Below are 21,309 nucleotides of genomic sequence, written 5' to 3'. Positions count from 1 at the left end.
TCCGTTTACAGTTTTTTCTCCCATCCGGTTTTCAGGGAATCACATAATTCCTGTTGATAAGAAATGAAAACTTTGTTATAATGATTTTTGTCATTAAGGTCCGGTGGCGATGGCGGAAAGGTCACACCCGTTCCCATCCCGAACACGGAAGTTAAGCTTTCCAGCGCCGATGGTAGTTGGGGGTTTCCCCCTGCGAGAGTAGGACGCTGCCGGGCTTGTATTCCGCAGTAGCTCAGTGGTAGAGCAATCGGCTGTTAACCGATCGGTCGTAGGTTCGAATCCTACCTGCGGAGCCATCATGGAGAGCTGTCCGAGAGGCCGAAGGAGCACGATTGGAAATCGTGTAGGCGGCTAAAAGCTGTCTCAAGGGTTCGAATCCCTTGCTCTCCGTCATGATCCATATGGCCCGTTGGTCAAGCGGTTAAGACACCGCCCTTTCACGGCGGTAACACGGGTTCGAATCCCGTACGGGTCATCATTATAACTGGAGGATTAGCTCAGCTGGGAGAGCGTCTGCCTTACAAGCAGAGGGTCGGCGGTTCGATCCCGTCATCCTCCACCATTTTATCATCGCGGGGTGGAGCAGTCTGGTAGCTCGTCGGGCTCATAACCCGAAGGTCGCAGGTTCAAATCCTGCCCCCGCAATTTACATATAAAGGTCCCGTAGTGTAGCGGTTATCACGCCTGCCTGTCACGCAGGAGATCGCGGGTTCGATTCCCGTCGGGACCGCCATCCATTTTACATAATTGTGGCTCGGTAGCTCAGTCGGTAGAGCAAAGGACTGAAAATCCTTGTGTCGGCGGTTCGATTCCGTCCCGAGCCACCATTTGGCCGGTCTAGCTCAATTGGTAGAGCAACTGACTTGTAATCAGTAGGTTGGGGGTTCAAGTCCTCTGGCCGGCACCACGCAATATGGAGGGGTAGCGAAGTGGCTAAACGCGGCGGACTGTAAATCCGCTCCCTCAGGGTTCGGCGGTTCGAATCCGTCCCCCTCCATTTTTTAAAGGGGCATAGTTTAAAGGTAGAACAGAGGTCTCCAAAACCTCCAGTGTGGGTTCGATTCCTACTGCCCCTGCCATTATGATGGCGGTTGTGGCGAAGTGGTTAACGCACCGGATTGTGGCTCCGGCATTCGTGGGTTCGATTCCCACCATCCGCCCCATATTTATTGGGCCATAGCCAAGCGGTAAGGCAACGGACTTTGACTCCGTCATGCGCTGGTTCGAATCCAGCTGGCCCAGTATGCGGAAGTAGTTCAGTGGTAGAACATCACCTTGCCAAGGTGGGGGTCGCGGGTTCGAATCCCGTCTTCCGCTCCATTGATGGCGGCATAGCCAAGAGGTAAGGCAGAGGTCTGCAAAACCTTTATCACCGGTTCGATTCCGGTTGCCGCCTCCATCATATCATGCCGGTGTGGCGGAATTGGCAGACGCGCACGACTCAAAATCGTGTTCCTTCGGGAGTGTCGGTTCGACCCCGACCACCGGTATAATAGCATCACATTGAAAGCTGATGCCAAATGGAACGCTTCTCAAGATAAAGAGAAGCGTTTTTTTATTGCAATTATATTATTGAAGCCGAGGCCAATTTAAGTGGCTGCTTGAAAGCGTACACTTGTGAGTATCTATAGTTTTTTAACTTGTACAAAAAGGGAATTGATCTAATAAGAAAGGTTTGGAAATACTATCTTAGATTTTCCTTTTATAATGAGAACAGAACTGGGCAGCCTACTATTTACTAGGGTTGTTTTTTCTTTTTTTCACCGTAACCGTCCCATCTTTTTCAAGATAGGCCTGGTCAATTTCATCAAGCAAAAATACGCCCTGCTTTCTCAATAACTCCGACAGTTGATTCATATCAATTTTATTTTTTTTCAGTACGACTTTGTTAATTTTTCCTTTATCGATAATCACCGTTTTATCCCCGATAAGGAATTTTTCCAGTTTATCATAGCGATAAATGAGGATGTCAAAAATGATTTTAATGATGACCTAAACAGAAAGCATCACAAGAATGTAGTACCATTTTACACTTGGGTCATAAAGGCCGTTGCCGACGATTTCAGACAGCATTATGCTCCAGATGAAGTCGATTGGCGTAAGGTTTGAAATGCTTTTGGCGCCGGTACATTTTAGACAAAAAATGAGCGCAAGAAAGCCCATAATCAATTTTAATAAGTCCATGCCAATTTGCATCGCTAACCCCCTCCTTCAAAAGGTCCGGTTTTCTCTCGATTGTTCACTTTTACGGGGCTTTCCAACGCTTGATCCAGTTATGCATACTGCTTCAACAAGCAGTCTATTTTCCATTTCGCCAACTTCATGAAGTTTGGATACCAATGCTCTTTCTGCTGCTTCTATTGGGAAGCTTGTACCCGAAACACCCAACGCCCATGGGTCCGATCATACGAGCACTGTTTTTCATTGCATTTTCCCTTAATTTCAGTATCATAAACGAACGTTCTCATCATTGGGATACACCGGACAGGTTAGGCAAATCATTTTGTTTTGGGAATCTGTTATTTTACAATAGATCTATCTTCACGAGTAGAAGGAAAGGAAGCGGACAATGGGTAGTCAAAAAAAGTTGAATGACGTTGCATTTTCGGTTTTAGATTTGATCCCCGTTTTATCTGGAAAGACACCGGCAGATTCGTTTAAAAATAGCCTAAGCCTCGCACAGCATGTTGAAAATTGGGGCTACAAACGATACTGGCTCGCGGAGCACCATAATATGGTGGGAGTAGCCAGCTCTGCAACGGCTGTTTTAGTCGGGTATATAGCGGCAGGGACGAAAACCATCCGTGTCGGGTCTGGCGGTGTGATGCTTCCAAATCATGCACCGCTTGTCGTGGCTGAGCAGTTTGGAACACTGGGTTCCATCTATCCAGGCAGAATTGATCTCGGCCTTGGCCGTGCGCCGGGTACAGACCAATTGACAGCTGCGGCGCTCAGAAGGAATTTAAGGGGCGGGGAAATGGATTTTCCGGATAATGTCCAAGAACTGATGAACTATTTTCTCTCGGATAAAGAACGCAGGACGTATGCACGGGCCGTCGTGGCAGAAGGGGTGGATGTTCCGGTTTGGCTTCTTGGGTCAAGTACATACAGTGCCACACTTGCTGCCAGGCTCGGCCTGCCGTTTTCGTTTGCAAGCCATTTTGCACCAGCGCAATTGTTTGATGCTTTATACCTTTATCGGGAGAACTTCAAACCGTCCAAGTATTTGCAAAAGCCATATGTGATTGCGTGTGTGAATGGCGTAGCAGCTGACACAGATGCAGAAGCAGAAAGGATCGCAACAAGCCTGTACCAGTTTTTCCTCGGCGTTATCCGTGGAAAATCGCAGACGCTGCAGCCGCCTGTCGATAGCATGAACGGGATTTGGACTCCGTTTGAAAAAGAAGCGGCATTGCGTCAGCTTGAATATGCTTTTATCGGTTCAAAACAGACAATCAAAGAGAAAATGGAAGAATTTTTGGATGATACACAGGTCGATGAGTTGATGTTTGTATCGCATATTTACAACCATGAAGAGCGGCTGCGGTCTTATGAGATCCTAAGTGAACTGAAGGAAGATCATATGTGAATAGGGGAGCTGTTTTGCTTCCCTTTTTCACACAATGGTTATTGACATTTTTTACGATCTGGATATAATTATAAAAGTGACATAACAAACAGTTTTGTTTGAGATTCATAGGATCATGCCGGTGTGGCGGAATTGGCAGACGCGCACGACTCAAAATCGTGTTCCTTCGGGAGTGTCGGTTCGACCCCGACCACCGGTATCAAAAGATCACATTTCAGTTTTTCGGTAAAACGTTCCTTATAATCTAGTAAGGAGCGTTTTTTCATTTTCCGGAAGAAGTCACTCTCTTCAATCGGTGAAGGGCAGAAGGTAAGGGATGAATTTCGGTTTGCATTTACTAAAGCAGCTCTGAGGAGTAAAAATTTTTCGTGATAATTTAACTATTCCCCCCCCCCAAAAATGCGGCTAAATATGTAATAATTTAAATAATTAGAGCTTGCTGGACGAATATTTTGGCATGGCTTAGTGACAAGTCGAATACAAGCTAAAATTTGATTCGTTCAGCAAGCCCTAATTAAACTTGGCTGTTTTGAGGGGGTTTTTATTTTGGTTACTAGAAAAGAAAAAAGAAATCGTGAAAAAGAAGCAAATTATTTTTTCGAGTTCCTTAAAATTCAGAAGCATTTTTTCAAAGACCTGATGAATAACCTAAAAAAGGTAGCAGACCACCGACATCAAAGCTATATCACTTATGGTCCAGAGGTCCTTTTATTTACGATGATGTTGAAAAATATGACCGGCCTAAAATCCATGAGAAACATGAGTGAGAGTTTTAATAAAGAAGAATGTATTAAAAATGTAGGGAAGGTGTTAGGCTTAGATTCTCTTGAAGAACTTCCACATTATGATACAATTAACGACTTTTTATCTGGCTTAGATGTAAATGAATTAGAAAAAATTAGAACGTATATGATTAAAGAATTATTGAAAAAAAGGTCTCTCGAGTCTTATCGAATTGAAGGAAAGTACTGGGGTGTCATCATTGATGGAACTGGATTACACACCTTTCATGAGAAACATTGTAAACACTGCCTGAGACGGGCATATACAAATAAAGAAACAGGAGAAACGAACGTACTTTATATGCACCATGTACTTGAAGCCAAGCTTGTCGTGGGGGATATGGTCTTCAGTATTGCCTCCGAATTTATCGAAAATGAATCAGAAAATGTTTCTAAGCAAGATTGTGAATTAAAAGCCTTCGACAGGCTGGCAAAGAAAATAAAAAAAATATTTAAAAGACTACCGATTTGTATCTTGGGAGATAGTCTCTATGCATGTGAAACGGTATTTAATCTGTGCAGGGCGCACAAATGGAAATATATATGCAGATTTAAGGAAGGGAGAATTAAAAGTATCTCGACGGAGTTTAAGGCAATAAAAGAGCTGGAACAAAGTAAGGATCAGAATTCATTAGTTTGGGTGAATGATATTGCCTACAAAGACAGAACGGTCAATCTGATGGAGGCCACAATGAAAACAGAGGATGGGAAATCGAAAGAGTATGTATTTATAACGGATATTAAAATCACGAAAAAGAACGTGGAACGACTCATCGCTGCAGGAAGAAGCCGCTGGAAGATTGAAAATCAAGGATTTAACGAACAAAAAAATAATCGTTACAATATAGAACATGCCAATAGCCAAAACTACACAGCCATGAAAAATCATTATTTATTAGTTCAAATAACAGATATTATTAGACAGCTGTTTGAAAAAGGTTCGTCAATCTTAAAAGCACTCAAAAAAACGGCAAAAGAAAAATCCTCAAATCTGTTGGAATCGTTTCGGACACGCATTTTAACAGACGAGGATTTCACCCATTTAAGTAAGCCAATACAAGTAAGGTTTACTTAATGGTTATATTATAGCAAAGGATGTGATGTAAAAAAAGGTTTTTTTGAAGTTATCCACAATTTTAAAAAAGAAATTTGCAAATTCGGCTCTTTTTGACTTTGAAAGCAGAAAAAATAGATGGAAAAATTTTCTAAATGTGGATAAGTCATTTTATCATAAAACATCTAAAAATTGATGAATTTACTCTTCAGAGCTGGCTACAATCGTAATGCAGTTGACAAAGAAGCGTATGGTCAAAATACCCATCTGTTGCAAGACTACTAGTAAAAGAGCTATCACAATCGCACCGCTGACGAATTTTAAAGAAAGAGTCTTAACTTCCCCACTTTTTACAGGATTCATAGGCCTGAAGGATATTTCATCCTGAATTATTCATACCTGCGGGCGATGTTGTAAATTGAAGCAGAAAACCTTCATTTGTTTCTTCGTTGCCAAAGATTTAAAGCTGTTTTTTTCAATTTGATAAAGTCTGGCCTTTCAGTTCCAATAAATTACCGTTTTTGGGCAGACTAATCCCTTGGTCTGCCAATTAAATTTTTTTGAAGTTAATAACAGTATTGCTGGCTTATTCAAGTTGTAGGTATTGAATTTTCCGAAGTACCGCCCAAAAGAATTCCTGGTACACAAAACTAGAGGACAATTTAAAGTAAAAGGATCGTCCTGATTTTACTAATTTACTGGCCACTTTTATGATTCTTGTCCGAATCGTTTCAATTTGCATCGTCTGTTGCCCCTCTGGAAAGCAAAGGGTTCGCAGCCAATTCGTTAGATTATAAGCTAACAGGCTCAACATCATCTTCGCTTCATTCATTTGGAAAGCATGACTGCTCATTTTATCGAGGCCGAAGCCATTCTTGGCTTCTTTGATATAGTTTTCCATTGTTCCACGTTTTTTGTACGCTTTAACAATATCCTGCGGGGAGAATGCAGCAATGTTCGTTACAAAAAATGAATGCGTGAAAAATAATTCTCCAGCAGGACGGACAGACTGAATGATCACTTTTCTCGGCTTGGACCATGACTTTGCTTGATACTCGCTTTCCTCGTAATAACATTCTAATTTCGTTGTATCAGTCGGTGTAGAGGCAGGATGCAGCTCATCGGCGAGACGTTGCAAATTGGCATTTGACTTTAAACGAATCACGTAATAGACCGATTGTTCTTCACATAGTTCATACAAAGCTGGGACAGCAAAACCACTGTCTCCCCGTAAGAATGGGAGGGTTTCGGGAAATTTCTCGTTATAATGTTCAATAAGAGGTTTCACAAAGTCCACAACCCCATTCGAAGTATACACATTTCCCGGTCTCAGCCGGGCTTTAAGGAAATCACCCATTATACCGTCGAAAGCAACTAATGGATGGAAACCGACTGTACCATAATGTGAATTGTAAGCTGCGGATTCTTGCTTTCCGTACGTGTCAGCGTGTGTTGAATCCAAGTCTATGATAAGAGCCTTTGGCTCTCTGAATTGATGTACTTTGTCTAAAAGTTCCTGATTGGCTTGATTTAATTGAGCGATCGATTCAGCATCAAATCGTGAAAAAAAGCGAGATAAACTAGGCTGGGAAGCTAATGCATCTTTCCCCACGACTTTTGTAAAAACCGGGTCATTTGTCAATTGATCGGCTGCGTCATCTTCGAAATACCCGGCTATGATTTGATAAATCTTTTGGCGGAGTAAATCTTCATTCGAATGGATAAAGTAATGTCGTTCGTCTTTTAAATGAAGAAATCGAGCGATTGTTTTTGAAAAACCTATTTTCTCATCGAACTCTCTAAAGATGAGTTCCCCTGTATCAGAGGAAAGAGAACCTCCATCATTTGACAATTTAATTTGACGATTGAAATCTAGCGTTATTTGCGGTAAAGTAGCCATTATAAGAATCCTTTCTGATGGTTATTTCGTAGTTGCTTTAACCTTATCAGAAATGGATTCTTTTTGCATTTATTTGATGCATGAACAACTTAGGTTAATTCCATGGTAGATTAACGTTTGTAGATTATTTTGGTATTTCTATGAATAATTCAGGTTCATATAAATTTTTCTTAGCTGTTAAGAAAAAAATAATCAAGCCCAATGCCATTCCTATTGCTGCCATTCCGAAACCGAGATGATAATTCACCTTTTGTCCTAATGTTCCAACAATATAAGGTGCAATAAAAGCCCCAATATTAATGCCCATATAATATATGCTGAAACCGGCGTCCCGGCGGATATCATCTTGGGTATATAAATGTCCGACTGCATTTGAGGCATTTGGTTTGAGAAGCCCCGTTCCGACAATGATGAGAACCATTGAGATAAACAAAGCCACTACTCCGGCCGGTACAGCTAAAGCGATGTGGCCTAACATAATGAATACTCCGCCTAACAGTATAGAATGGAATGTGCCGAGCAAGCGGTCGGCCAGCCATCCTCCAATAATACCCGACATAAAGACTAAAGCCCCGTATACGGACATGATGGCGGCAGCCGTACCTTGAGACAACCCCAAGCCTCCATGTACGATTTGGTCATACATATAAAAAAGAAGAATAGCACGCATGCCATAATAAGAAAAACGTTCCCACACTTCTGTAAAAAATAACGTCGACAAACCCTTAGGGTGGCCAAAAAAACCTTTCTGCGGCGGCAAGTAGGATGGCTGGACTTTTTGGTTCTTTACAGCATTTTCGGAATCGCGCATTCTTTATTCTCCTTAATTTTGGTTTAAATTTTTAATTTCTGACATTATTAGGTAAAAATATAAAGTTATAACTTTATATTTTTATAACTTTTGATTGTAAAAATATCACTAACATTTTTTATCCAAATTCACTTACATGTTGAGACTAACTTCAATATAATAATCGACTTTATCATGACGTATGACGAACTTGGAATATTCTACAGGGACGTTTTTTTCGGTAAATGTCACCCGTTCTATAACAAAAAGGGGTGTGCCCTTTTTTATTTTTAGAAGATTAGCCTCGTAGGAATCCGAACTGATAGACGAAAAGTTGATCTTCACCTTGTCTAGACTAACCCCGTTTTGCTGAACCACGTTGTATATAAGTTCTTTTTCTGTCATTTCAGGTAAAAAGTTTCTGCACAAATCATGAACTAAAAAAGTGTGTTCTATCGCAGCAGGTTCATCATTCTCATATTTAAGGCGAATCATCTGAATAACTTGATCCTCTTTTTTCAACTTTAACTTTTCTGAAATGACATCATCAGCTTGAACAATTGAAGAATATAGCAATTTATGTGGGCTCATCTTCACTTCTTCGCTACCGAATGTCACGACATCCAAAATGCTTTTTTCTTCTGTTTTCTTCGATACAAAAGTACCTTTTCCTCTAACACGATACAGTTTGCCCTTCTTTACTAATTCCTGAACCGCTCTTTTCACAGTAATTGCACTTACGTTAAAGATGCGCGCCAATTCTTTCTCGGTAGGTATTTGAAATCCTTCTTCCCATTGGCCAATGGATATTTTTTTGTCAAGAATTTCTTGTACCTGATGATATAAAGGAGTTGGTAGATTTTTGTCGATTTGCATGCTGCTCCTCCAAAAGTTATAACTTTATAAGTTAGTATAATAACAAAAATCACAATTGTCAATATTTATTTAGGATCAGGCACCGCGTAAACTTCCCCATAAACACGAGTCTCCCCATAAAGTGCTGGATTCAAAAAGAAATGCCCTACCTAAAACCGTTGGGGAAGTGGTGGGAGGGTTCAAGCCTTAAGCTAACCGCAAGAGATTTCCACACGACTTGGATCAGTATTACCTGTATGGGGAACATAATGACGGATTTAATGAATCTTGCTGGCAATAAGCCTAATATCCCTTTTCCGGTTAGCATCCATAGCCATAGTGTATCTAATCCAAGATTAACAACAACTGTAATGATCAATACCGCCATGCATACTCTCCAAAATCGCACGGATTTTCGATATAAAAACAAGCCGTAAATGGCACCTGACAGAAACGCAGAGAGGGTGAAACCAGGAAAATAAGCAGCTCCTCCCGAAAATAGCACCATTCCTATGATATCTGCCAATCCAGCTGTTATTCCTGCAAATAACGGTCCCAATAAGACAGCAGACAAAGCTGTAGGAATAAAAGTAAATCCAATTCGTATGATTGGTGTTTGTATGGACAAGAAACGGGTGAAAATCACTTCTAATGCAATAAAAAGACCGGCAAACACGATTTTTTTAACATTCATTGTTTAACCCCCATTATGTAAACCTACCCCATGTACAGACGTTAACATCAAATTCACAATAGTTTTATAGTTTTATTATCCTCCGCAGGGAAGATGTTGTCAATGTGAAAAAAAAAGGGGGATAAAGCGGCCGAATGCTTGATGAAACAGGGGATAGATCTGCTTCGTTATTGCCTCCTGATTGTTTGTTAAAAGCTGAAATTCTTATCCAATTCTTAAATTTTGCTTAAGGTCTTATTAAATTTTCTGACTAATATATAGTAACAAACAAGTGAAAGGGGATTGAACCGTAATGAAGTGGATAAAAGTTTTAATCGGGGTAATAGTCCTCTCCGTTGCAGGGGGAGCCGGCATTGCAGTCGGAATGAATATGAAAGAAGAACGGCCAGTCGTTTATTCAGACCCAGCCGAAACCATTTCTGCGCCAGAAGCAAAAAAAGAGGAACCTGTTGCTTCTTACACAGTTAATAAAGAAGGCGGGCAGAGCAAAACAGCTAATCCAGTCATTCGCGAAACAGAAGGCAAAGTCACTGCGCTGGATAAACAAAGCATTACCGTTTCATTTCCGTTCGGCGGAAGCGAAACATTCAAGTTGACGAATCAAACAGTAGTCGAAGATTTTTCCTTGCCGTTAAAAAAAGGCGTGCTTGTTGAATTGAAGGCGTCAGGAGAAGAAGCGGTAAAAATCGAAACAGAACGGACAATGGATGTGAAAGCTGTTATCGTATCAGACGAAAAAGAATCAATGAAGGTTGAGGCGAATGGCACAACAAAAAGCTTTACAAAGGGGCACTTCTACCGTCTTGACCGGGACGGCTACCGTGGCAGTCTAAAGGGTGTACCAGTCGAATTGGATCTTGATGAACATGATAAAATTTTATCTGCAGAACTTGATGACGAATTTCTTGATGGCTATGATGACTGACCGTGAAAATTAGGAATACACGAGTAAAAAACTGCCAAAACCCAGGCAGTTTTTTTGCAAATTATACCGGTTTGCTTTTTTGAAAAATGAATGCAGGGGATGAATCAAAGCGGAACAGGCAAGAGCAAACAGCAGGAATCCCGGCCGCCTCCGCAAGAAACCGGAGCCGTCTGGATGGATCATGAGGCATCAACCACTTTTTTAAACTGCAGGCACACCCGCGTCCCTTTTCCTTCTTCGCTTTCAATTTTAATCCCCCCGCCATGCTGGGTCATAATTGAATGGGCGATCGAAAGGCCCAGTCCGGTCCCGCCGGTTCCCCGTGTTCGCGCTTTGTCGACCCGGTAAAACCGCTCAAAGAGATGCGGCAAGTCTTCTTTTGGAATGCCGGTGCCGTGATCTATTACGGTGACCGTCACAAAATCATTATCGCTTCCCACTTCAATCTGTACGGGAAAGCGGCTGTATTTCAGTGCATTGTCCAAAAGGATGACCAGCACCTGGACAAACTTTTCTTCATTGGTCCATGCATACAGCCCGGGTGTTTCAGCTTTCACAGAAATGCTGCGGTTGGATGATTGGCTGAGCCGCTTTGCAGTTTGCCTGCAAAGATTGGCGGCATCAACCGGTTGCAACTCATACGAAACATCTTCACTACGGGCAAGCGCAAGCAGCTGCTCGGCGATAGAATTGAGTCTCCGGCTTTCATCCGAAATGGCGGCAATCCCTTCAGCCAGGATTTCGGGATCATCTTTTCCCCAGCGCCGTAACATGGCAGCATAGCTTTCAATAACCGTAAGCGGTGTTTTCAGTTCATGGGAGGCGTCATAGATAAATTGCTCCTGCTTTTTAAACATGGCCTCAAGCCGGTCAATCATGGCATTAAAGGTAAGCGCCATTTGGTACAGTTCATCGTGATGATTCAGGGCAAGCGGGATCTTTTCAAAGCGGCCGTTTTCTTCAATATCCGCCATCGTCTTCATCATCGTTGAGACCGGTTTTAAGAACAGACCGGAAGTTTTTACACCTACAAATGCGGCCAGCACAATTAAAACAGCAGAGGAGGCCAGTAAGATCGTAAGCAGCAGTCGGCTGTCTTCAAATATGTCTTCGGGGACCACGGAGAGTTCCAACATTCCAAGGTATTTTCCGTTTTCCATGATCGGATAGGAGGCCACAATAGCAGTGAAATCCTCACCTTTAACAGTACGGGTTTGGTCATCTTTCGGAAACACCGGTTTGATGGACAACAGGTCCTCTTCATCCGCTTTTACATAAATCTTTTGGTGCTGTGCATTAAATAAACGGATCATCCCTTCATCCGGTACATGCGTTTGCAATATCGGTTCCGGATCGGAAAAAAGCGCATCCCCGCTGCCCACACTTTCAGCTAATTGTTCAGCACTGTTCTCCAGGCTTGTTTCCAACCGGTCTTTTGAAAAATAAAGAAACGCCAAAAATACAATGGTATTGCCGGCAAAAAGCACAATAAAAGACCAGAGAATAAGCAATGCCGAAAGTTTTTTCTTAATCGACATTAACCCGTCTCCTTCATTGTATAACCAACGCCCCTCACTGTGTGGATCAGCGCTGTTTCGTGCCCGTGGTCAATTTTTTTGCGCAAATAGCCAATATAAACATCTACAACATTCGTATCTCCCGCATATTCAAATCCCCATACTTCATTTAACAACTGTTCTCGGTTTAATACAATGCGTTTATTCTTTAACAAATAACATAAAAGATCAAATTCCCGTTTTGTCAATTCAATCGGTTTGCCGCCTCTTGTCACCTGCCTTGTTGCCGTGTTGACAAGTAAATCGGCAAGGGCATATTCGTGTTTCTTGCTGTTTTCGGATTTGCCGGTATGGAGTGCACCCGTTCTCAGCGCGGCACGGATCCGCGCGAGCAATTCCTCAATATTGAAAGGCTTTGTAATATAGTCATTTGCACCATGGTCTAGCCCGTTCACCTTATCGAGGACAGAATTGCGGGCTGTCAGCAAAATGACCGGTGTCCGGCTGTTTCTCATACGGTAGCGCCGCAAAACCTCGAGACCGCTCAAGCCGGGGATCATCACATCCAGCAGTACCAAATCCCAATCTTCGCTTTCTAGCAGGTTGAGTGCTTGTGATCCGTTCTCTACCCAAACGGTATCATAGTGCTCATGCTGCAATTCGAGCTCCAGCACCCGTGCAATTTTCACATCGTCTTCCACAATCATGATTTTTGACAATTCTGGACCAGCTCCTTCTGAAAGTGCATTCCCATCATTATTTTAACAATTTTCTGTTTTGAAAGGAATGCAGTCAGTACTTTTGTTTGAAAAATCAAAGTGCGTTGAAACGGTTTTTAAACTCTTCCGGCCCATCGCCTCAAAGTCAAAAAATGAATGAATGAATGATTTGATATAACAGAGAGGGTTGTTGGAAGTCGCGGAAGTCGTCGCGTATTCCACTTCCACCGGGATATCCAGATCGTTTTGGAAATTTTCTTTCCGACCATGCCGGATTGGTGGGTGGAGCTGCTGGCAATGTTGGCCCTTTCGAAGTTGTTCAGCTCCGTTCCTTGAAAAAAGCTTCCACTGCCTAAATTGCCATACCACTTTGGGTAGTGTGCGTTTAATCGCTTCCGGTGTTCTTCATTCGGCCTATGGATAAAACCTGGTGGAGCACAATATAGTGGTCGAAAAATTTTGTGGAAACAAACGTTCTTATCGTGTATAATATGATTAATAATTCAATTTTAGCAAAGGATGGGGTAAAATAATGGGAGAAGTACTTATTCTGGAGAAAAAGGTAAACTATTTACCCGGAACTGATTACGACGGGCTTTGGAAGAAAATTATAAGTGAACTGTTTGAGGAATTTATTTTATTCTTTGCACCTGATTTGTATGAGACCATTGATTTTGGAAAAGGAATTGTTTTTCTCGAACAGGAACTGCACAAAGTCATCATCAAGCATAAAAAAGGGAAAAGAATTGCAGACAAAATTGTAAAGGTTTCCTTGAAAAACGGCGAAGAAAAATATGTATTCATTCACATTGAAATTCAAGAAAAACAAGATCCGGACTTTTCCAAACGAATGTTTACTTATTTTTATCGCTTGTTTGATCGCTTCCAAGAAAACATTTATTCCATTGCGATTTTGACCGATTTGTCTAAATCAAATAACTCAGAGCCGTTCCAATACTCCTTTTACGGCACTGAACTTACGTATCGCTTTAACACTTATAAGTTTAATGAAGCGGACATTCCTTCTTTGAAAAAGTCTACGAACCCTTTTGCCATTGCAGTATTGGCGGGTATTTACCTTCATCTAACGGAAAAGAACTATCAGAAACGATATGAAGTTAAGAAAAAATTGTTAAAAGAATTCATCTTATCCAACCAAAATCTTAGTTCTAATTATGCGGAAGCGCTTTGTTACTTTATTGACTATCTTCTGTATCTTCCTGGTGAGTTAACAAAACAATTAACGAAAGAGTTATTTATTCACATTGAAAAGGAGGCAAACCATATGCTGTATTCTGAAGAGCTTAAAGAAGCTCCTACATTTGCAGAGTATCTGAAAACTGTGAAAGAAGAAGGAATTGAAATAGGGATAGAAAAAGGGATTGAAAAAGGGATTGAAAAGGGGAAGGAAGAAGGAATTGAAATAGGGATTGAAAAAGGGAAAATGGAAGAAAAAAGGAATTTGGCAGCCGAGTTATTAAGGGAAGGATTTTCAGTTGAAAAAGTTGCAAAAATGGTAAAACTCAGTATAGATGAAGTGAAAAAAATTAAAAAATGTGTGAATAACTAAATGAATTGAGACAAGGGATGGGCTGCCTTTCTATATAATCAAAGAAATAGTGATTTTAGAGGAGCACTCATTAATTGCCACTGAAAATTTCTTAAGATTGCAAAGCACTTAACAATATTAGCACCCAAAGAGTTCTCTTTGAAAGATTTCACACTAAATAAAGAAATAGCCACATGCAAAATTGACTTTAGCGTGTGGCTTTTAAAAAATGAGCTTCTTGGGTGCTACCTAGTTGTTTTAAAAAAATTTAATAGATAAAAAAGGAACTGACGTTTGCAGTAAAAATCACTTAACATAGCATTTTTTTATCCATTTTTATATTCAATGGTAATTTTTGTAGCGCCAGTATTCTACATCCCGGCTATTCGTTTGATTTTCTAATTAGCCCAAATTCTTCAGGAAAAATTATTCTTCAATTCGAGTTAACTTCACTTCAACTTTAAATCGATCCGGATTTTTTTCCAAAACTGCGATGAACCGTTTTAAGTCTTGAAAGATAATAAATCCTTCTGTTTCATTTTCATAATTCATCGTAAAGGACTCCGGTTTTTCATTATTTTCTTCATTTTCTGTTGCGTCACGTTCAGCTATCTTTTCTGTTTCTTCAACGGCAACTTGGTTATTTGAAGATAATAAGTTATTAATCAACATTTTCATTTCCTTAAACTCACTCATCAGTTGGTCAACACGTTCATCCCCTGCATTTCCAGCTGGTTCTTGTCCGGATTCCACAGCAGCCGGCGTAAAATCTTTTATATTCTCCTGTGCTTTATCTTTCTTATATTCATCTATCCACCCGTTTTTGAGGGCTAATTTTTTCAGATTGTGTTTATAATTATGAACGGAAGAATCTCGTTTCCCCCAAATTTTTGCAATTGATTGGGCGTTCCATTTTTCTGTATATTCGGATATAAGCAGCCATTGATCTTTTTTTGGAAGCTTTTTTAAATCATTAAATGGAATCACTTGGTTTGGATCAGCGTCCGGTTTTGAGTGCGGAATTGTCCGTTTCTTCTTCATTTCAAGTCCTAAATCAGTCAACAATTGATAGTACACCTCTTCTTCAATACCTAATGCTTCTATTATTTCATTCTCTGAATAGGTCTCCCTCCATTTCGTTAAAATTTCCGTTTGTCGTTCTTTCGGATGCGATTTTAAATCTTCGTAGGTCATTAAACTTGTAAACATATTGTACACCTTTACCTTTCCTGATTTTTTATATAACTTTTTTTCTTTCCCTCTTAATAAGTCACTGGCAAAATAAATTTTTCCTATCTCGTGTTTGACTCCCTTTCCCTTTTTTGCATAAGCTCCATAAGAACTAATCTTCTTTTCTTTGATTTCTGCATAATATGTTTGCTTTATGTCATTATGCGTATTTAGCACCGGTCTACCTCCTTTGCATAAATTTGAAAATCGCTTTTCATTCCATATTCTTTCTATAAAATAATTACAGTGTTGGGTTGATGTTGGAGAATTTTCAGTTATTTTTAAGGGACTTTGTTCTATTATTGCTGTCTTGATCTTCAGGGACGATTTCTCCTCCTGCCAGTTGTTTAAGGTACATAAAATTCTTTTTTGAGTTCCAATTTTATACATGATATTCCAATTTACCTACTTATTCCTTTAAGCTGTCTACTAATTAACGGACTATCTATATTATACTAGATCCTATGTATATTATCTACATTGAATGAAAATTTCATCACTAATTTGATAAGCTTTTTTGTCAAAGAAAACATCATCTTTTTATATAAGTTGGACTAAACATTACTTTTTCATGTGTCGCCAAAAGCAATGTCCCTGATCATAATTGATTTTGACGCGAAAAGAGCGCGTACCGGTGGTCGGGTGTCGAATGTATCTTCTAAACCAACAATTTATCAAGATTTTTGTTTACCTTTGTGTAAAATTTGCGCAAAAATTATTGAAAGCCATTACAAATGTCCCTTTTTCTCTTATAGACGTTTTTGGTAAAATTAAGTTATTGATTGAAGAATACTAAATATAGGAGTGACGGCAAGGTCAAGTCTTTTTTTGTGTGTAAATTCCTCTCAGTCGGGATAGAGTAATTAACCCGAATAAATGTCTGTCGCTTTGTTGGATTGGTCAGACGATTTCGGTTGTTTGGCTTTCCATTCAAAATAGTCTTCCATCTTCAAATAGCGGCGTCCTTCTGCCCATTTTTCATCCTTTTCCATGAGAACAGAACCCATTAGCCGGATTACGGAATCCCGGTTAGGAAAAATACGGATAACCTGTTCCCGACGGCGAAATTCTTCATTGAGTCGTTCCATGCCGTTTGTCGTTCTCAGGCGACGACGATACGGCTCCGGAAGTGAGAGTGCTGCAGTGACATCGTCAAAGGCTTCCTCTACCATTTCAGTCACTTTAGGCGCTTTATCCTGATAAGTATTCAGAAAGGACTGAAGTAGTGTGTGTGCTGTTTCAATGTCTGGAGCGTGGAGAATGGCTTTCACTTGTTCAGTTCCTTCGCTCTCTAAATGTTTTGGAAGCCGATCGTGTACGTTACGCAGAAAATGAGCTTGACATCTTTGCCACGTTGCTCCCTGAAACGCTTTTTGAACAGCGCTGACTAAACCGCCATGATCATCGCTAACGATTACATCTACGCCCTTTAGTCCACGAGATTTTAGCCAATCAAAATAATTCTTCCAAGCCTCTGTGCTTTCACTGTCATCGACTTTTAGGCCAAGAATCGATCGATAGCCTTTCTCGTTGACACCATAGCTAATCAATACACCCCGGGAACGGACACGGCCATTTTCACGCACCTTTGTATAAATTGCATCCACAAACAGAAACGGATAGCTGCCCTCTAGGGGACGGTTATTCCAGCCCGTAACCACGGGATCCAGCTGCCCACAAAGATTCGACACGGTCGACTTCGAGAAGTCTGAACCACAGAGCTCTTCGGTGATTTGACTGACACGGCGCGTAGAAACACCATTAATCACCATTTCCATCAAAGACAGGACCAGTGCTTGTTCACTACGCTGATAACGCTGAAAGAGATCAGTTGAAAAATGACCGTTGCGCAGCCTGGGAACGTACAAAGAGAGCTTTCCCACGCGGGTTTTTAGTTGGCGGGGGTAGGAGCCGTTTCGGTAATCAATTCTAGCTTCATTACGTTCATATTTTTCGGCTTTCAGCTGTTCGCTGGCCTGTGCCTCCAGAACTTGATTCAAAATCGCCTCCAAAAGGGCATTTATACCCGATTCTTTTGAATCGCCAAGAAATAATTGATGCAAAAGTTGTTCATCTAGAGTAATCTGTAATTGAGCCATCCCTGAATCTCTCCTTTAGAAATTTAGTTTTTTGGTTAACTCTATTCTAACTGAGATGATGGGCTCTGGCTCATTTTCTATAAAAAAATGATAGAGACGGCAAGAGAAATGAAATCCCGCTGTTTTTCTGGAGGGGGCTGGCCAGCCCCCTCCAGAAAAACAGCCCCTATACTCCATATTCCCTCATATTCAGATAACCCTTTTTACACAATTATACGGACTTAACTTGACGGCAATGCTTTTGTTTTTTGGTAAGTTTATCTTGCTTTATTTGTTTCTTTCAATTGCATTTGCCTTATTCAAAGTGCTGTATTACAATATCGGCAAAAAATTCGTTTCTAAGACGGCTGATGGAACAATATTGCATTGGGCTTTAAGTGTTTTTGTTAAAAACGGTACGAAAATGGATAGTAATGATTACTTTGTTATGGCTGTTTTGGCGGCTTTATTTGCGATTTACTTGTAAAAAACTCCCAGAATCCACGATATACCAGCAGTTTTTTTATTTTGTTGGATATTCATTATTCTTACAAAATTCTTTAATCTTATTATGGTTTTTTGAAAACTTTTTCCACGCTTTTTGATCCCTTTTTAAACACTGTTGGGCAACACCAGCCAATCCCGCTGTCGCCGGTTCATAATTCTATATCCGCTTTCCTTTACAGTACTTGGCAACTTGCACTGTTTCGTCTCCGTAAAACCCATCAGCGCTGTATTTTGGGAGAGAGCCCGCAGCAATCAAACATTTCTGCAGCGTGTTACCTGGAAACCGGACAACGCTTTTTTTAGAATGGACCTTGTGCATTTATTTGGAGCACGCGATTTTAAAAAGTCGGCTTCCTTTGCTATCCTTTAAGTTATAAACAGGAAAGAAAGGAATAGCGAAATGAAAAAGCATTTAATTTCCGCCATCTCTATTGTTTCTGCCGTGTCAGCCTTGTTGTTTCTGGCCGGCCTGTGGATGGTGTTTGAAGACCAGCAGACGAAAGCAACAGGCGTAAAGACGGAAACTGCCAGAACCGGCAATAACACGTCAAAAGCGGGTGGTACGAAACAAATCACGATTACAGCAATCGGCGACTCACTCACAAGGGGAACGGGAGATACAGCAGGAAAGGGATATGCGGGTGATGCTGCGGATCGTTTAAAGAAAAAAACGAAGAAGGCTGTTCTACTCCAAAACAATGGCATCAAAGGGCTTACATCAAGCGGGCTGCTTGAACAGCTCAAACAACCGCAGATCAAACGCGAACTCAAGAGCGCGGATATCATTTTGCTGACCATCGGCGGCAATGATTTGTTTGCGGGCGGAGAGGCGCTTGACCATTTGAATACCGCCTATATCGAAAAGCTGGAAAAGCCTTATTTGGCCAATTTAAAACAGATCTATGCAGGAATTCGGGCGGTGAACAAAACGGCAATCGTCTATCATGTCGGGCTGTATAATCCTTTTATCGATTTGTCCGAGGCGAAAACGACCTCTGCGATCGTCAGAAAATGGAACTTTGATTCTGCTTCTGTCGCGTCTGACTTTCCAAAAGTCATCTATGTGCCGACGTTTGACCTTTTTGAACAAAATGTAAACGACTATTTATACAGTGACAAATTCCATCCGAATACGGCCGGTTATCAACTGATCGGAGAGCGTGTTGCTTCCCTGATCCATTATCGGGAGGAGAAAGCGAAATGACGACGATTCCCGCACTTAAGGTTATCGATGTCCATAAAAAAATTGGCAGGAAAGAAATCATCAAAGGCATCAGTTTTGAAGTGATGCCGGGAGAGGTATTCGGATTTCTCGGGCCGAACGGGGCAGGGAAGACAACAACGATTCGGATGCTGACAGGTCTGATCCGCCCGACTTCGGGAAAAATTTTGATCGGCGGAAAAAACGTACGGACCGAGTTTACGGAAGCCATGAAAAATCTCGGTTGCATTGTCGAAAATCCGGAGATGTACCCGTTTTTGACCGGCTATGAAAATCTTGCCTATTTTGCACGGATGGATCCGTCCATTCCGAGAAACAGGCTGGATGAAGTGGCGGCGCTCGTTGGCTTAACTGGCCGGATCCATGATAAAGTAAAAACATACTCTCTCGGCATGCGGCAAAGGCTTGGCATTGCCCAGGCGCTCCTTGGAAACCCGAAGCTTTTGATTCTTGATGAACCGACAAACGGGCTTGACCCGGCAGGCATCCGGGAAATGCGCGAATTTATCCGGTCGCTTGCCGAAAAAGCGCATTTAAGCGTCCTCGTTTCTTCGCATTTGTTAAGCGAAGTGCAGCTGATGTGCGACAAAGTGGCCATTATCCATAACGGCCAGGTGATTCGGACCGGGAATGTACACGAGCTGCTTTCCGAAAAAGCGCGTACCTTTTGGAAAGTTGCGCCAATAGAGAAAGCACGCACCTTGCTTCAGGCGGAGACACAGGTGGCAGAAGGGGAAGACGGCCTCCTTGTGACCCCTTATGATGAAGAAAAAAATGCTTTATGGAACGAGATGCTCGTTCAAAACGGGGTCAGGGTGAAAGAAATGAAGGCCGTGCTGCCGGCGCTTGAAGATTTGTTTTTGGAACTGACAGGGGGCAGGAAAAAATGATCCAACTTATATACAATGAACAGTTGAAGCTTTGGAAGAAAAAGCGGATTCTTGTCATTATCTTGATTATCGCCTGCCTTGTTCCCATTTTTACCTACGCGCAGTACAAAGAATCGAAAGCGCTGCAGGAAAAAATCGGGACAACCGACTGGCGGGTTAAGCTCCAGAAACAAATTGTCGATACGCAAAACCGGCTCGGATCGGCAAGCCTTTCTGATGATTTTAAAAAATATTTGCGTATCACATTGAGTCAGGAACAATATTATCTCAACCACAACATCAATCCGAACGCGCCGGGTGCCCCGACGTTTATGCGGGTATTTATTGAAAATGCGATCGGCATGCTTTTGCCGCTGTTCGTCATGGTGGCGGCAAGCGATATCGTGTCTGCTGAGGCGGGCAGCGGGACAATCAAATTATTGCTGACGCGCCCTGTGAAAAGATGGCGCATCCTGCTTAGCAAGTACATTGCCATGCTGCTGTCCGTTTCGTTTATTTTGCTGTGCACAGCCGTTTTTACCTATGCCATTTCCGGAATAGTATTCGGCTACCGCGGCTGGAACATGCCAATGCTTACCGGTTTTACGATAAAAGGGGACGAGCTCCTTACTGCACATGTGCATGCTGTCCCGCAATGGAAATATTTGCTCATGGCGTTCGGCCTTGCCTGGTTTGTCTGCGTCGTTTCAGGCAGCCTCACGTTTATGCTTTCTGTCCTGTTGCGCAGCACGGCCGCCGTAATGGGAATTATGTTATCCTCATTGATTGCCGGCGCGATTTTGACCAACATGGTATCGGCTTGGCCAAGCGCAAAATATTTGTTTATGGTGAATTTGCAGCTGACAAATTATCTCAATGGTACAAGCCCGCCTGTTGCAGGCATGACGCTCGGATTTTCGGTTGCTGTGCTGCTTGTGTGGCTTTTTCTCTCGCTCGTGGTTTCTTTTGTTGTGTTTACAAAACGGGATGTTTATTAAGAAAAACGGAATTCCGCCAATTTCCGGTAAA

The 21,309-nt window shown here is 41.6% G+C and carries 17 protein-coding genes, 16 tRNA genes, 1 rRNA gene and 1 pseudogene; 25 read left to right on the top strand and 10 right to left on the bottom strand.

Annotation, left to right across the window (positions count from 1 at the left end; all coding sequences use genetic code 11):
* Positions 1 to 99: 99 nt before the first annotated feature.
* The 16 genes from rrf (at position 100) to NST70_RS12615 (ending at position 1,490) form a co-directional block, all read left to right on the top strand.
* Positions 100 to 215 (top strand): 5S ribosomal RNA (gene rrf, locus NST70_RS12690).
* A 6-nt stretch (positions 216 to 221) separates the two neighbouring features.
* Positions 222 to 296, top strand: a tRNA-Asn gene (locus tag NST70_RS12685).
* Between the two features lie 4 nt (positions 297 to 300).
* Positions 301 to 390: transfer RNA gene (locus NST70_RS12680), tRNA-Ser, on the top strand.
* 13 nt (positions 391 to 403) lie between these two features.
* A tRNA-Glu gene (locus tag NST70_RS12675) sits at positions 404 to 475 on the top strand.
* A gap of 11 nt (positions 476 to 486) precedes the next feature.
* Positions 487 to 562: transfer RNA gene (locus NST70_RS12670), tRNA-Val, on the top strand.
* 9 nt (positions 563 to 571) lie between these two features.
* Positions 572 to 645: transfer RNA gene (locus NST70_RS12665), tRNA-Met, on the top strand.
* A gap of 12 nt (positions 646 to 657) precedes the next feature.
* Positions 658 to 733, top strand: a tRNA-Asp gene (locus tag NST70_RS12660).
* A gap of 18 nt (positions 734 to 751) precedes the next feature.
* Positions 752 to 827: transfer RNA gene (locus tag NST70_RS12655), tRNA-Phe, on the top strand.
* A 4-nt stretch (positions 828 to 831) separates the two neighbouring features.
* Positions 832 to 907, top strand: a tRNA-Thr gene (locus tag NST70_RS12650).
* Between the two features lie 8 nt (positions 908 to 915).
* Positions 916 to 997 (top strand) — tRNA-Tyr (locus NST70_RS12645).
* A gap of 8 nt (positions 998 to 1,005) precedes the next feature.
* Positions 1,006 to 1,079: transfer RNA gene (locus tag NST70_RS12640), tRNA-Trp, on the top strand.
* A gap of 8 nt (positions 1,080 to 1,087) precedes the next feature.
* A tRNA-His gene (locus NST70_RS12635) sits at positions 1,088 to 1,163 on the top strand.
* A 7-nt stretch (positions 1,164 to 1,170) separates the two neighbouring features.
* A tRNA-Gln gene (locus tag NST70_RS12630) sits at positions 1,171 to 1,242 on the top strand.
* A gap of 3 nt (positions 1,243 to 1,245) precedes the next feature.
* Positions 1,246 to 1,320: transfer RNA gene (locus NST70_RS12625), tRNA-Gly, on the top strand.
* A gap of 5 nt (positions 1,321 to 1,325) precedes the next feature.
* Positions 1,326 to 1,399 (top strand) — tRNA-Cys (locus NST70_RS12620).
* Positions 1,400 to 1,408: 9 nt separating this feature from the next.
* Positions 1,409 to 1,490 (top strand) — tRNA-Leu (locus tag NST70_RS12615).
* Positions 1,491 to 1,731: 241 nt separating this feature from the next.
* On the opposite strand, the gene NST70_RS12610 is transcribed toward NST70_RS12615, so the two are convergent.
* The gene (locus NST70_RS12610; RefSeq protein WP_272870388.1) at positions 1,732 to 1,944 is read right to left on the bottom strand and encodes a YetF domain-containing protein; all 213 of its coding nucleotides are present in this window, start codon (positions 1,942 to 1,944) and stop codon (positions 1,732 to 1,734) included.
* 48 nt (positions 1,945 to 1,992) lie between these two features.
* Positions 1,993 to 2,196, bottom strand: coding sequence for a hypothetical protein (locus tag NST70_RS12605; protein WP_017550138.1), 204 nt, complete (start codon positions 2,194 to 2,196; stop codon positions 1,993 to 1,995).
* Between the two features lie 373 nt (positions 2,197 to 2,569).
* Between NST70_RS12605 and NST70_RS12600 the strand changes: the two genes are divergently transcribed.
* From NST70_RS12600 to NST70_RS12590, 3 genes are all read left to right on the top strand, one after another.
* On the top strand, positions 2,570 to 3,589 hold the full coding sequence (locus NST70_RS12600; protein ID WP_017550137.1) for an LLM class flavin-dependent oxidoreductase: 1,020 nt from the start codon (positions 2,570 to 2,572) through the stop codon (positions 3,587 to 3,589).
* A 117-nt stretch (positions 3,590 to 3,706) separates the two neighbouring features.
* Positions 3,707 to 3,788 (top strand) — tRNA-Leu (locus NST70_RS12595).
* A gap of 347 nt (positions 3,789 to 4,135) precedes the next feature.
* A complete protein-coding gene (locus tag NST70_RS12590; RefSeq protein WP_013858128.1) occupies positions 4,136 to 5,446 on the top strand; it encodes a transposase family protein in 1,311 nt (436 codons plus the stop codon).
* Between the two features lie 565 nt (positions 5,447 to 6,011).
* Here the strand turns inward: NST70_RS12590 and NST70_RS12585 are convergent.
* The 4 genes and pseudogenes from NST70_RS12585 to NST70_RS12570 form a co-directional block, all read right to left on the bottom strand.
* Complete coding sequence (locus NST70_RS12585) at positions 6,012 to 7,325, bottom strand: IS1380 family transposase (RefSeq protein WP_168986133.1); 1,314 nt, start codon at positions 7,323 to 7,325, stop codon at positions 6,012 to 6,014.
* 160 nt (positions 7,326 to 7,485) lie between these two features.
* Positions 7,486 to 8,136 (bottom strand): annotated as a pseudogene (locus tag NST70_RS12580) (oligopeptide:H+ symporter); the annotation flags it as partial.
* Positions 8,137 to 8,268: 132 nt separating this feature from the next.
* Entirely contained in the window at positions 8,269 to 8,991 is a 723-nt protein-coding gene (locus tag NST70_RS12575) for a GntR family transcriptional regulator (RefSeq protein WP_035185274.1), read from the bottom strand.
* A gap of 145 nt (positions 8,992 to 9,136) precedes the next feature.
* Positions 9,137 to 9,664, bottom strand: a complete 528-nt coding sequence (locus tag NST70_RS12570; RefSeq protein WP_026684938.1) for a folate family ECF transporter S component — start codon at positions 9,662 to 9,664, stop codon at positions 9,137 to 9,139.
* A 292-nt stretch (positions 9,665 to 9,956) separates the two neighbouring features.
* Here NST70_RS12570 and NST70_RS12565 point away from each other — a divergent pair, with 292 nt between their 5' ends.
* The gene (locus tag NST70_RS12565; RefSeq protein ID WP_014097407.1) at positions 9,957 to 10,589 is read left to right on the top strand and encodes a DUF5666 domain-containing protein; all 633 of its coding nucleotides are present in this window, start codon (positions 9,957 to 9,959) and stop codon (positions 10,587 to 10,589) included.
* Positions 10,590 to 10,768: 179 nt separating this feature from the next.
* Here NST70_RS12565 and NST70_RS12560 read toward each other — a convergent pair whose 3' ends face one another.
* Together NST70_RS12560 and NST70_RS12555 are read right to left on the bottom strand one after the other, a co-directional pair.
* Entirely contained in the window at positions 10,769 to 12,127 is a 1,359-nt protein-coding gene (locus NST70_RS12560; RefSeq protein ID WP_061086854.1) for an ATP-binding protein, read from the bottom strand.
* Complete coding sequence (locus NST70_RS12555; RefSeq protein ID WP_046721857.1) at positions 12,127 to 12,813, bottom strand: response regulator transcription factor; 687 nt, start codon at positions 12,811 to 12,813, stop codon at positions 12,127 to 12,129. Before NST70_RS12555 ends, NST70_RS12560 begins: the two co-directional genes overlap by 1 nt.
* A gap of 544 nt (positions 12,814 to 13,357) precedes the next feature.
* Here NST70_RS12555 and NST70_RS12550 point away from each other — a divergent pair.
* Positions 13,358 to 14,395, top strand: a complete 1,038-nt coding sequence (locus NST70_RS12550) for a hypothetical protein (protein ID WP_014097410.1) — start codon at positions 13,358 to 13,360, stop codon at positions 14,393 to 14,395.
* A gap of 405 nt (positions 14,396 to 14,800) precedes the next feature.
* Here the strand turns inward: NST70_RS12550 and NST70_RS12545 are convergent, their stop codons facing one another.
* Both NST70_RS12545 and NST70_RS12540 read right to left on the bottom strand, forming a co-directional pair.
* Positions 14,801 to 15,781, bottom strand: a complete 981-nt coding sequence (locus NST70_RS12545) for a hypothetical protein (protein ID WP_061086853.1) — start codon at positions 15,779 to 15,781, stop codon at positions 14,801 to 14,803.
* Positions 15,782 to 16,467: 686 nt separating this feature from the next.
* Entirely contained in the window at positions 16,468 to 17,703 is a 1,236-nt protein-coding gene (locus NST70_RS12540; RefSeq protein ID WP_026684065.1) for an IS256 family transposase, read from the bottom strand.
* 235 nt (positions 17,704 to 17,938) lie between these two features.
* On the opposite strand from NST70_RS12540, the gene NST70_RS12535 reads away from it, so the two are divergent.
* The 4 genes from NST70_RS12535 to NST70_RS12520 all read left to right on the top strand — a co-directional run bounded on the left by NST70_RS12535 (position 17,939) and on the right by NST70_RS12520 (position 21,278).
* Positions 17,939 to 18,169 carry a hypothetical protein gene (locus NST70_RS12535; protein ID WP_014097412.1) on the top strand — a complete coding sequence of 77 codons (231 nt, stop codon included), beginning with the start codon at positions 17,939 to 17,941 and terminating at the stop codon, positions 18,167 to 18,169.
* Positions 18,170 to 18,589: 420 nt separating this feature from the next.
* Complete coding sequence (locus tag NST70_RS12530; protein ID WP_017551795.1) at positions 18,590 to 19,393, top strand: GDSL-type esterase/lipase family protein; 804 nt, start codon at positions 18,590 to 18,592, stop codon at positions 19,391 to 19,393.
* A complete protein-coding gene (locus tag NST70_RS12525; RefSeq protein WP_014097414.1) occupies positions 19,390 to 20,301 on the top strand; it encodes an ABC transporter ATP-binding protein in 912 nt (303 codons plus the stop codon). Before NST70_RS12530 ends, NST70_RS12525 begins: the two co-directional genes overlap by 4 nt.
* On the top strand, positions 20,298 to 21,278 hold the full coding sequence (locus NST70_RS12520; protein ID WP_014097415.1) for an ABC transporter permease: 981 nt from the start codon (positions 20,298 to 20,300) through the stop codon (positions 21,276 to 21,278). The genes NST70_RS12525 and NST70_RS12520 overlap by 4 nt, the downstream gene beginning before the upstream one ends.
* Positions 21,279 to 21,309 lie beyond the last annotated feature (31 nt).

Origin of the sequence: Weizmannia sp. FSL K6-0777, assembly GCF_038593185.1 — a bacterium.
In the GTDB taxonomy this organism is placed as follows: Bacteria; Bacillota; Bacilli; order Bacillales; family Bacillaceae_C; genus Weizmannia; species Weizmannia faecalis.
This window is presented reverse-complemented; position numbering and strand designations above follow the sequence as displayed.